An 11,430-nucleotide genomic window follows, 5' to 3' on the forward strand; every position below is an offset into this window, starting at 1 on the left:
TCAGACCCTCATCGATCGCCGCTTGCGCCATCACGCGCAGGCCGCCTAACCTCTCAACCCAGATGGACCAGAGCCTCCGTTCCTGAGCAGCCCAAACCGTCTCAAATCATCTGACGACGGACAATCGACACCTCGCCCGCCGCGGACGCGCTCCTCGTCGCCGCCCTGGCGGCGGCCGACCACGTCATCGTGCCGACCCTGCTGCATCATCTGGCCGTCGACGGCGTCGGCCAGTTCGCCCGCTCCTACTTCCGCGTGGCGAGCGCCCTCAACCCGCGGCTCAAGGGCCTGAGCCTGCTGCCGGTCCAAGTCGATCTGCGCGTCACCATGCAGCGCGAGACCCACGACCAGCTGACCGCGCGCTTCGGTGCCGCGCGCCTGCTCGACGGCATCCGTACGGACGTCTCGCTCGCCGAAGCCTTCGGCCGGCAACAACCCGTAAAGTACTACAAGCCTAAAACCAGAGCGGTGACGGACTTCGAGTCGCTGTGCGACTACGTCTGTACGATGATTGTCCAATGACGACTTGGCGCGTGCCCCACAAATTCATGGATCGAGAGAGCGGATCATGAAACCCATCCTCCTGGTCGACGACTCGCCGACGATCCTGGCGAGCATGTCCGAGATCCTGACCCGCTCAGGGTTCGCCTGCGAGCGGGCGCCGAACGCGGAAGCCGCGCTGGACAAGGCGAAGGCGGGCCTCAGCCCCGGCCTCGTCATCACCGACTACCACATGCCCGGCATGGACGGCGTGCAGCTGATCGGCGCCCTGCGCAAGCTGCCGGCTCTGCGCTTCACCCCAATGCTCGTGCTGACCACGGAATCGCAGCAGGAGAAGCGCGACGAGGCCCGCAAGGCCGGTGCCACCGGCTGGCTCGTCAAGCCGGTCCAGGCCGACAGGCTGCTCCAGGTCATCCGTCAGGTCGCCCCGTCGCTTTCCCCCAAGGCGGCCTGACGGGTTCGCCCCCGCCGGGCGTCATCGCCGAGTTTTTTTCCAAGCCTGCGTCGCGAGCGCGTCATGGACCTTCCCGCTCTTCCCAACGCCCCGCTGCGCCCGGCTCTGTGCGGCCTTGCCGTCGGGCTCCCGCTCGGCGGTCTCTTCTGGGCCGTCGGCCTGGCCCACCCCATCGGCGTTCTGGGCGTCGGTCTCGCGGCCGGGCTCGGGGGCATCGCCGCGACGCTCGGTCCGCACCCGCTGCGGACAGTCGCCGCACCGGCTCCCGTCGCCGTCCCGGCGGGCCCGGAGCAGCCCGTCGCGGCGGTCCTGCCGACGACCGGGCCGGGCGCGCATCCGGCGATCGAGGCGACCTGCGCGACCCTGACCGACCTCGACCCCTTCTTCTCGATCGCCGACCTCCAATTGCGCAGCCTCGTCGAGCAGACGGAGGAGGCGGCGAGCGAGATTCTGGGCGAGCTGCGCGCGCTCGACGACGCGCTGGCCAACGCCGCCGGGTTCGTCGGCGCGACGCGGGCGCGGATGGCGGACCTCGTCGAGCGGGGGGACGAGGCCTACGCGGCTTTGGCGACGACCCTCCACGCCTATCTCGCGGCACGCCTGGAGGAGACGCAGGTCGAGCGCACCCACCTCACCGCGATCAGCGGCCAGATGAAGAATCTCGATGCCGTGACCGGTGTTCTCGACCAGCTCGGTCAGGCGACCAACATGCTGGCGCTCAATGCCAGCATCGAGGCGGCCCGTGCCGGCGAGGCCGGCCTCGGCTTCACCGTCGTGGCCCGGGAGCTGAGGGCGCTGGCGCAGCGATCCCGCACCGCCACCAATGAGGCGAGCCAGATGATCGAGGCCATCCGCGGTTCGATCGAGACCAATCTGCTCGCCACGCGGACCGAGCAGCGCGCGCTGGCCGAGCAGGCCCAGATCCAGCGCCTGCTCGCCGAGGTCGACACGCTGTCCGAGGCCTTCGCGGTGGTCGGTGCGGCCCAACAGGAACTTGGGGAACTCGACGAGCGCAACCGGCTCATCGGCAGCCAGATCCTGCAGGTCTTCGGGCGCGTGCAGTTTCAGGACGTGGTCCGCCAGCAGATCGAGGCTCTGGGGAGTGCGCTTCAGCTCCTCCACGCCATCCTGGAAGGCCAACGCGATCAGCTTCTGGGTCTCGCCATCGATCCGGCGCTCACGCCCGACCGGTTGCTGGCTCGGTTGCGCGCCAGTTATGTCACGGCGATCCAGCACATGACGCACGCGCAGGCAACGGGCAGCAAGAACGACGAATCGGCCCTGGCGGATATTGAGCTATTCTAACAAAATTTGTGAGTATAATTGGCGTAAGGGGAATTGATGGCAGGTGGATGCCCGCGGGCCTCCGCAGTGTGGGCGGGCTGCATCGGCGCGTTCTTCCTGCGGGTGACGCTGGCGGGACCGGCCCTGCCGCGGTGGATCGCGGCCGGCGAGACGGCCGGCGTGGTCGATCTCGCGAGCCGTCGACCGGCCTGAGGCCCGCCGCCTCACGCATCGCCCTGATACACAACGACGGCCCTGCTCAGGCGGGGCCGTTTTGCATCTAGACATCGCTGATTCGGCAAGCCGTTCCTATGCGAGCTGCAGCCCGCCATGGCTGATGTCCGCTGTTCGAGGCCCCGCGGATGACCGCTCCCCACCCCATCCGGTCCTTCGGCGACCGTCACCCCAGAGTCCGCTTGGGGTCAGGATTCCGCTCGCCCTTGTTCGATAGCAGCGGTCCGGGCCCACGGGCCAAAAGCCGGATCTCAACGCAGAACGTTCGCGCCTCTTCGAATTTGATTTCCTCGCCTAGTTTCTTCATGCGGTTAAGTAGCTAAAAACGGTCGTTTTTTCTCACATTGTTCGCGCCCGTCCTAACAGCTTGATTGAATTGGGTGTGATCGACGGCCAGTCGTTGCTGAGGGTTTTGTGCCGAGCGTATCGGCAGTGAGGCTATCGAAGTGTAGGCCGCTGCGGAGCGCAACTGTTTTATTGTCGTATCGCGGCGATTTTGGACATCGCCGCGATTGGCTTGCGAGCAGGCTCGCTCCGGCTAGGCCTTAAGCCCATTCCTCAAGCACGATCTTGCCCTTGGCCCTTCCGCTCTCGATCAGCGCGTGAGCGCGGCGGAGATGGGCCGCCGAGATCGTTCCGAACCGCTCGGCCGCCGTCGTCGTGAGGGTGCCGGCCTCGACGAGGCGCGACACCTCGTCGAGCAGGCGGCCCTGCGCGTCCATGTCGGCGGTGGCGAACATCGAGCGGGTGAACATGAACTCCCAGTGGGTCGAGACGCTCTTGCGCTTGAGCGGCACCACGTCGAGGGATTCCGGATCGTCGATCAGCGCGAACCGGCCCTGCGGTGCGATCAGTTCCACGATCTCCGGCAGATGCCGGTCGGTGTGGGTGGTGGAGAACACGAAGGCCGGCGCGCCGAGGCCGAGGCGTGCGACCTCCGCCGCCAGCGGGCGCGTATGGTCGACGACGTGGTGCGCGCCGAGCGTGCGGCTCCACTCCGCCGTCTCGGGTCGCGAGGCGGTGGTGATCACGGTCAGGTCGGTGAGCCGGCGGGCGAGCTGGGTCGCGATGGAGCCGACGCCGCCTGCCCCGCCGACGATCAGCACGGCGTTGCTCGCCCCCGGCACCGGCCGGCGCAGGTCGAGCCGGTCGAACAGGGCCTCCCAGGCGGTGATGGCGGTGAGCGGCATCGCCGCCGCCTCGGCGAAGGACAGCGAGGCCGGCATGCGGCCGACGATCCGCTCGTCGACGCAATGCAGCTCGGCATTGGTGCCGGGCCGGCCGAGGTCGCCCGCGTAGAAGACGGCGTCGCCCGGCCGGAACCGGCTCACCTCGGCGCCGACCGCCTCGACGAGGCCGGCGGCGTCGTAGCCGAGCACCTGCGGCTGCCCCTCGGGCGGATCGCCACGCATCCGGACCTTGGTGTCGACCGGGTTGACCGAGACCGCCTTCACCCGGACGAGCAGGTCGCGCGGGCCGGGCACCGGCTCGGGCAGGGTGAGGTCGAGGAGCGAGCGCTCGTCGTCGATGGGCAGGGAGCGATGGAAGCCGACGGCACGCATGGGAGGGTTCCTTTCGAGGCTGGAGTGATCAGGCGGAAGCCCGGCGGGAAGGCACTGCGCTCGCCGCGATGCCGAGGACGATGGCCGCGGCTCCGAGGATCAGGTCGGGCCCCGGCGTCTCGCGGAGGCCCACCGTCGCCAGGACGAGGCCGGTGACCGGCACCCCGAGCATCAGCGTCGACATCAGGCTCGCCGGCACGAGGCGGCTCGCGGCGTTGACGGCGCAGAAGCAGAGGGCGGTGGCGAGCGGCCCGACGAAGATCAGGCAGGCCCAGAAGGTCGCCGTCCCGTCCCCCGTGAACGGCCCCTCGGCCGCGTAGGCGGCGGGCAACAGCACGGCGGCCGCGAGCAGCATCTGCCAGGGCGCGAGCTGCGCCGCCGACGCGTTCGAGCGCCCGTAGCGCAGATGCAGGATGCAGACGGCCCAGGCGGCGGAGGCCGCGAGCAGCATCGCGTGGGCGCCGACGACCGTACCGTCCCGCCAGTCGATGGCCTGCGGGTTGAACAGGACCATGACGCCGATGGCCGCCAGCCCGATTCCGGCCCACTGCCGCCGCCCGATCCGCTCGCCGAAAACGAGGACTGCGACCGGCACGACCCAGATCGGTGTCGTGTAGCTCAGGATCGCCGAGCGCCCTGCCGGCAGATGCGTCATCGCCACCGCGCCGAGCGCCGTGAACAGCGCCATCTGGAGCAGACCGATGGAGGCGAGGACGGGCAGGTCCGCACGGCGGGGCCACCGGACCTCGCCGCGCGCCGCCTGCCACGCGAACAGACAGGCCGCGCCGGTCGCGAAGCGCAGGGCGGAGAACCACAGCGGCGAAACGTGGTCGAGGCCGAGCTTCATCACCGGCCAGTTCGCCCCCCAGAGCAGGATCGCGCCGCCGAGCAGCAGCGCCGGAGCGGCGGCGGGCACCCTCGCGACGCGGCGCTCGGAAGAGATCGTGACGGCGGCAGAGGCGGACATGGCGGACCTCCTCGAGGGCGTGGGATCGGGGCTCTCGCGGGCCCGACCGGCGATCGGCGTGATCGACGGCGGACACTCTGCGTCAACGAGATGATGCAGGGAAACGCATAGTTCCAATGGTTGCGATTGGATTTTCTGCTAGATGGTAGGGGCACTCAATCCCGAGGTCCCATGCGCCATCCCGATCTCGAACTCGACCTGCTGCGCGCCTTCGTGGCGGTGGCCGAGACCGGCAGCTTCACGGCCGCCGCGGACGTGGTGCACCGCTCGCAATCGGCGGTGAGCCAGAAGGTGCTGCGCCTGGAGGAGATTGTGGGCCGGCGCGTCTTCGACCGGACCAGCCGCACCCTCGGCCTGACGCCGGACGGCGAGCGCCTGCTGGTCGCCGCCCGCCGGATGCTGGAGCTCAACGACCGGCTGATCCGCGCGTGGCGCGAGCCGCCCGCCTCCGGCACCCTGCGGCTCGGCGTGTCGGAAGACTTCATCCCCGGCCAATTGCCGAAGCTCCTCGCCCGCTTTGGCCGACTCTATCCGGGGGTGCATATCGACCTGATGACCGGGCTGAGTGGCGCGCTCCTCGAAGCCTACGACGCCGACCGGCTCGACGCGGTGATCGCCAAGCGCAGCGGCGCCCAGCCGCGCGGCCGGGTGATCTGGCGCGAGCCCCTGGTCTGGCTGGCGGCGACCGATTTCGAGCCGGATTTCACCAAGCCCGCCCGGCTGGTGATGCTCGCAGCCCCTTGCAGCTACCGCGAGATGATGATCGCGGCCCTCGACTCGGTGCGCCGGGAATGGGCCGCCGTCTGCACCGCGAGCAGCCTTTCCGGGGTGCAGGCGGCGGTGGCGGGCGGGCTCGGCGTGACGCTGCTCGGGCGCTCCTTCGTTCAAGATGGCATGCAGATCCTGCGGGCCCCCGACCTCTGGCCGGCACTGCCGATGACGGAGGTCATGGTGCTCGGCGAGGAGCGCGCAGCCGACCTCGTCCAGCCCCTCATCACGTTTCTCGGCGAAAGCCTCGCCGGGCACGACGGCCTGACGCTGGCCGCGTGATGCAACGCAGTTCGATTTCCTCACATAGGTTTCGCATGCAGCTAAATGTTTGAAAACAGTCGTTTTCCGCATACAGGTCTCGAAAGGTGGAATGATCGCTCGGGGTGGAGAACGGAGCTACCGATCAGGCCATAACGACCGAAAACGGAAATCCTAGCCGTTTCAAGATCGCTCCTCGGATGAACGGTTCGACCAAGAGAAATGGCAAGCCCTACGCCGATTCCTCAACGTCTTCTGGCAAGCCCGAACCCAACTTGCCCGCTTCCGCAGCGATCCCGGCGCCTATCTCAGCGTCCTCGAACGGCAAGCGCGACAGCAGACTTCGCGGTCCTAGCGCATCGTCCTGGATATCGTATCCAGGACGATGCGCTAGGTTGTTGTGTCGCATCGACTTTTTCCCGAAAGCCGGCGGCCACCTTTCGGGCCGATGCTCTAGCTTTTTGGGAAACCTTCCGGCGCTTCGAGCGTAGCGTTGGCTTTAGACAATCCGCCAGAGGACCGAGCGCGATGGAACCGATGAAGCCCATGGAACCCATGAAGCCCATGGAACCCATGAAGCCGATGAAAGGCTCGGAGCCCTGGTGGCCGCAGACGCTCGGCCAGCCTTCGACCAGCGGTGGCCAGGACGGTATGCGCTACGCGTTCTTCCCCGATAAGCAGCGGCTCCTCGTCGAGACCGACGGCAAGCTGGTGACCTACGATAGCGGCGACCATCGCATCAGCGGCGTCTCTCAATCGAACGGCCGAGCACCGAGCTTCACCACTCTGGATGGTGACGTGAGTGTGGACGACCTGAAGGTCATGGATTGAGAGAGGCTCCGGCACGGGGCCTTCCCGCATCAGCTCAAGCCAAGGCGCGGGAAGGCCTGGCCTGCTGCCGTTCAACATTTTCCGGTTGAACCACTGCTTCGCGCTTTCTTCAAAAGCTTCGTTCCCCTCTCCCCACCCCTGCTGACCCAGAGGGGGAGGGAGATGCGCTGGCCCCTCGCTCGTATTTTGCAGCGACTCTTGCACGAGCGACCGCGCTACCGCCCCACCGCCAGGAAGCGCTCCGCCGTCCGCAGCGCCAGCGCCATGATCGTCAGGGCCGGGTTCGCGGCGAGCGAACTCGGGAAGGTCGAGCCGTCGCTGATCCAGAGATTGTCGATCTCGAAGCTGCGCCCGTGCGGATCGACGACCGCCGTGCCGCCGTCGCGGCCCATCCGACAGGTGCCGAGGGTGTGGGCGACGCGATCCAGTACCCAGACGTCCTTGGCGCCGGCCGCCTCCCAGAGGTCGCGCATGACCTTCGTGGCGTGGACGTTCAGCCGGTTCTCGTTGGTGCTGTAGCCGAAATCGATCCGCGCCTTGCGCATGCCGCGGGCGTCGGTCTCGTCGGAGAGGGCGAGCACGTTGGCGTCGCAGGGCAGCGTCTCGCCGTTGATACCGATCCCCGCGAGGTGGTTGTAGCGCCCGAGATAGTCGAGGAGCGGCTGCCCCCACAGGCCGCGGCCGCGGGCGACGGCGTTGGCGAAGGTCACGGGAACCACGCCGAGACTTTGGATCAGGTAGCCTCCCGCGAAGTCCGCGTCCTCCGGGCGGATGAAATCCTCGGTGATGAGGGAGGAGGGGTAGCCCCGGTTCATCCGCACCTCGTGGTCGAAGGTGCCCCAGACCTGCGTCGCAACATGGCCCATGTAGTTGCGGCCGACCTGCCCGCTGCCGTTGGCGAGACCGGTGTGCAGGAGGAGGCGCGGCGTCTCGACGGCACCCGCGCAGAGAAAGACCGCCCGGCAGCGCTGGCGGCGCTCTCGCCCGTCCTTCATGTAGACCACCGCCGCGATGCGGCCGTCCCGGTCCCGCTCGAATCCGTGGGCGAAGCTCTCCGGCCGGATCTCGGCGCCGTGGGAGACGGCGAGCGGCAGGTAGGTGACGTCCATGCTCGCCTTGGCGCCGGTGCGGCAGCCCTGGTGGCAGAAGCCGCAATTGATGCAGCCCTGGCGCATCGGCCCGCCCTCGGACTCGAAATCCCGGGAGACGACCGCCGCCGGCGCGTCGGCCCAGCGGATGCCCCGGGCCTCGCAGGCCCCGGCCATCAGCTCGGCCGGGCCGTTGCGAAGCACCGGGGGAAGGGGATACCGGCGCTCGGCATCCCACGGGTAGCTCCGCGGCCCCGATACGCCAAGGAACGCTTCCACCCGCTCGTAGAACGGCCGCAACTCGCCATGCGAGATCGGCCAGTCGACGCCCTCACCGGTCTCGGTGTGCAGCCGCAGGTCGCGGGCATCGGCCCGGGGGACGAAAGCGCCCCAGTGCAGCATCGAGCCGCCGACGCCGGTGCCGCTGTTGTTGCCGCCGAACGCCTCGGGCGTGGAGCCGCCGCTGAGCCGCTCCTCCGTCCAGTAGATCTCATCGGCAAGGGTCTCGTCGAAGGCGAATTTTTCCGGCGTGAAGTTCGGCCCGGCCTCCAGGGCGACGACCTTCAGGCCCGCCGCCGCGAGGATGGCGAGGACGGGCGCGCCCCCCGCCCCGGTGCCGATGACGACGGCATCGACCGTCTCGTCCTCGGAATGGGTCCGCATCGCGTCGAGATTCATCGTGCGGACTCCTCGGCCAAGGGCTTCCAAGGCTCGGGCTCCCAGGGCTCGGGCTCCCAAGGCTCGGGCGTATCGAGGCGCGTGTTGGTAAAGCCCGGCAGGCCCCGGGCGATGGGAGCAGGGCTGTCGCCCCCCGCCCCGATGCCGGAGAAGCCGAGCCGGGCGAGGGCGGCCGGGTGGGACAGGTAGAGGCGGGCGGCATCGGCCCGTGCATCCTCGAACCAGAACCGCATCCGGTCGGCGTCGAGCCTCCCGCCGAGGGCGGGCGGCACTGCGAGCTCGCCCTTCTGCGCGAGGGTCAGGAGCGCGTCCTGCCGGTCCCCGGCGAGTACGACGAAGGGGCGCTCATGCTTTGCACGGGAGGCGGCGTCGAGGGTGCGCAGGGCGGCGCGATACGCCTCGTCGTCCGCGGGCAGGGCGATGAATCGCCAGCCGTCGCCCCTGCCGGCGGCGAGGCGTGCATCGACCCGCGCCGCGGCATCGAGGCCGGCGACCGGTAGGACCCGCGCGAAGACCGCCCGCAGGATCGCGAGTTCCACCGGATCGAGGGCCTGCGGGGCATAGGCCGGGTCGTCGGCCGCGGCCCGCTCATTTAAGGCCGAGCGCAGCCGCGAATTCACCCGGTCGCTGGCGATCAATTCGGCGTAGCCCGGGGGAATCGCGGGCGGGGCTGCGCGGGGATCGCTCGGCTTGGCGGCATGATCGAGGATCGCCCGGGCGAGCGCGTCCGGCTTTTCGAGCGGGAGCAGGTGGCCGACGCCATCGACGGTGACGAGGCGGCCGTGGGCGAGGTGAGGCAGGGTCAGCGCCGCCTGCGCGTCGGGGCCGAGATCGGCATCCTCGCTGCCGGCGACGACCAGCGCAGGCGTACGCAGCACGCCGACCCGACGGCAGAGATCCTCGTGGGCACCGGAGTCGAGCCACGCCTTCCAGGCCGCGGGAGCGGCCCGGAGCACGTCGTCCGTCGCCGAGTTTTCGAAGTCAAGCGGAAGGGAGCCGCCGACATTGGCTTGAATGAACTGGCGAGCTTCCCTGGCACGGGTCTCGGGATCGGCATCGATCCACGATAGCATCCGGCTACGCCGGTCTTCCGGGATTGGCTCCGGGCTCGGCGGCGAGCCTGAGACCAGCACGAGGCTGCTCAGCCCGGCAAGATTTGGATCCCCGTCCTCCGCCCGGCGGGCGAGGGTGAGGGCGACCTTGGCGCCCATGCTGTGGCCGGCGAGACGATAGGGGCCGGATCGGGCAGCGATGGCCCCGGCGATCCTGTCGGCCATCGCATCGACGCTGTATCCGCTTTCTTCGCGGGCGTCGCCGAAGCCGGGCAGGTCGAGGGGGACGACCCGCATGGCCCCGGCCAAAGCCTCGGCGAGAGGAGTCCACGTCCGAGCGCTTCCGCCGAGAAAGTGAAGGCAGAACAGGGTGTCGGGGGCGCGTCCGGTCATGCGCCGGACATCGCGCGAGCTTGACCGAGTTCAAGTCAGTGCGACATCGCAGGCGGGATTAATCGTGGCGGACGACTGTGACCCGCTTCGCGCAGGGGCGCGCGGCTCGGATACCCCGTCTTCCCGGCCCGAGGCCTGGACCACCGTGAGCGCCACGCCTGGCCGAGCGCGAGTTGCGTGCTGAGCGTCAGGCACGTCCGTCCCGGCAGGCGAAGGCCCCAAACTTCTGAGCTGCCCACACTACGAGGCTTTCATCAGCATCGCGGCAAGCCTCATCACCCCCGACCAGATCAACCGGTTTTGTTAGGCGCTCTTAATATGATGATGTCACCGTAACCCCCGCCCAACGACAGAAATCGGTGCTTTGCATCGCCTAAAGTCCGCAAACACTAAGCCCATCCTAAATCTTTCACAGCAAGGACATCATTCCATATTTTCGTCATCTTGGCAATCTTATCGTTTTCAAACTGCATGACATAAACATAGTCGGTTGCTGTGCTCTTACCCGTTGGTGGACAGGGACCGCCTTCGCCGGTATGGGCTCCATGAAACACCCCGTAGGCAGTAACGTTGCGGCGCTCTTCGTCCGTGGCGAACGACTTCACTTCGTACCGACCGTTGGGGATAAAGGTTAGAAGACCCTTCATCCACTCAGTGTAGTCTCGCAACGAAGTGATGCCGGCTAAGGCATCGGCTTGGGCTGCGAAAGTTGCATCAGCCATGCAATAGCGCTCGCAGGCCTGCCATCCCCCGCCCGTTTCACAGGCGTCAAAGAAAGTTCTTGCAATCATCGTGATGTCGCTCATGTCAGAATTATCCTTTTTGCAGTCGACGCGGATGATGTCTGAGGCGAATGCGCGCTGACGACGAATTAGATCTGTTTGTGTTCTGGTTATCACTCACCGTCACTGAACACGCAACCGAATTTTGCAAGAATTAACATGGGTTGAATAGATTTTGCGATCTTCGGACTTATCATAAGGCGCCGGTCGATCATTTGGCTTCTGCTTGCGGCCGGCATATTTTCGTAACTGAGACGGAATGTTGAATAATGAATGTATCTCTGGAGCCTGATGAAGGCGTGTCGGAGTTCAACGGCATCGCCGTCCCAAAGCTTTACCGTCATGGATACGGTAAGAATCCAAGCACCGCGTGCGGGTGTCATGAAGGCAAACTCCTCATGGCAGCAGCTCGAAAGGCGGAGGCTGGCTTTCGGGCTGCTGCATTCGAGTGAGCCCGTCAGCCCGGCGCGAGGCCGAGCAGGGTGCCGAGCGGCACGACGAGGGTGAAGCCGCCGTAGAAGCCGTCCTTGGCGCGGCGGGCCGTGTAGGGGTTCCAGAACGAGTTCGGGTTGACG

The 11,430-nt window shown here is 67.6% G+C and carries 11 protein-coding genes; 6 read left to right on the forward strand and 5 right to left on the reverse strand.

Annotation, left to right across the window (positions count from 1 at the left end):
* Positions 1–123 precede the first annotated feature (123 nt).
* The 4 genes from AAHG03_RS26815 to AAHG03_RS26830 all read left to right on the forward strand — a co-directional run bounded on the left by AAHG03_RS26815 (position 124) and on the right by AAHG03_RS26830 (position 2,452).
* Positions 124–522: a ParA family protein gene (locus AAHG03_RS26815; RefSeq protein WP_342154911.1), complete on the forward strand. Its 399-nt coding sequence runs from the start codon at positions 124–126 to the stop codon at positions 520–522.
* Between the two features lie 46 nt (positions 523–568).
* A complete protein-coding gene (locus AAHG03_RS26820; RefSeq protein ID WP_342154892.1) occupies positions 569–955 on the forward strand; it encodes a response regulator in 387 nt (128 codons plus the stop codon).
* Positions 956–1,018: 63 nt separating this feature from the next.
* Positions 1,019–2,260, forward strand: a complete 1,242-nt coding sequence (locus tag AAHG03_RS27190) for a methyl-accepting chemotaxis protein (protein WP_342154894.1) — start codon at positions 1,019–1,021, stop codon at positions 2,258–2,260.
* Between the two features lie 36 nt (positions 2,261–2,296).
* Positions 2,297–2,452, forward strand: coding sequence for a hypothetical protein (locus tag AAHG03_RS26830; protein ID WP_342154896.1), 156 nt, complete (start codon positions 2,297–2,299; stop codon positions 2,450–2,452).
* Positions 2,453–3,018: 566 nt separating this feature from the next.
* On the opposite strand, the gene AAHG03_RS26835 is transcribed toward AAHG03_RS26830, so the two are convergent.
* Together AAHG03_RS26835 and AAHG03_RS26840 are read right to left on the reverse strand one after the other, a co-directional pair.
* Positions 3,019–4,035: a zinc-binding alcohol dehydrogenase family protein gene (locus tag AAHG03_RS26835; protein WP_342154898.1), complete on the reverse strand. Its 1,017-nt coding sequence runs from the start codon at positions 4,033–4,035 to the stop codon at positions 3,019–3,021.
* A 28-nt stretch (positions 4,036–4,063) separates the two neighbouring features.
* Positions 4,064–5,002, reverse strand: a complete 939-nt coding sequence (locus AAHG03_RS26840) for a DMT family transporter (protein WP_342154900.1) — start codon at positions 5,000–5,002, stop codon at positions 4,064–4,066.
* A gap of 171 nt (positions 5,003–5,173) precedes the next feature.
* On the opposite strand from AAHG03_RS26840, the gene AAHG03_RS26845 reads away from it, so the two are divergent.
* Positions 5,174–6,052 carry a LysR substrate-binding domain-containing protein gene (locus AAHG03_RS26845; RefSeq protein ID WP_342154902.1) on the forward strand — a complete coding sequence of 293 codons (879 nt, stop codon included), beginning with the start codon at positions 5,174–5,176 and terminating at the stop codon, positions 6,050–6,052.
* A gap of 507 nt (positions 6,053–6,559) precedes the next feature.
* Positions 6,560–6,862: a hypothetical protein gene (locus tag AAHG03_RS26850; RefSeq protein ID WP_342154904.1), complete on the forward strand. Its 303-nt coding sequence runs from the start codon at positions 6,560–6,562 to the stop codon at positions 6,860–6,862.
* 215 nt (positions 6,863–7,077) lie between these two features.
* Here AAHG03_RS26850 and AAHG03_RS26855 read toward each other — a convergent pair whose 3' ends face one another.
* From AAHG03_RS26855 to AAHG03_RS26865, 3 genes are all read right to left on the reverse strand, one after another.
* Positions 7,078–8,628, reverse strand: a complete 1,551-nt coding sequence (locus tag AAHG03_RS26855; protein WP_342154906.1) for a GMC family oxidoreductase — start codon at positions 8,626–8,628, stop codon at positions 7,078–7,080.
* Positions 8,625–10,073, reverse strand: a complete 1,449-nt coding sequence (locus tag AAHG03_RS26860) for an alpha/beta hydrolase (RefSeq protein WP_342154908.1) — start codon at positions 10,071–10,073, stop codon at positions 8,625–8,627. The genes AAHG03_RS26855 and AAHG03_RS26860 overlap by 4 nt, the downstream gene beginning before the upstream one ends.
* Positions 10,074–10,462: 389 nt before the next feature.
* The gene (locus AAHG03_RS26865) at positions 10,463–10,879 is read right to left on the reverse strand and encodes an ester cyclase (protein WP_342154910.1); all 417 of its coding nucleotides are present in this window, start codon (positions 10,877–10,879) and stop codon (positions 10,463–10,465) included.
* Positions 10,880–11,430 lie beyond the last annotated feature (551 nt).

It is taken from the genome of Methylorubrum subtropicum (genome assembly GCF_038442325.1).
Taxonomy (GTDB): Bacteria; Pseudomonadota; Alphaproteobacteria; order Rhizobiales; family Beijerinckiaceae; genus Methylobacterium; species Methylobacterium subtropicum.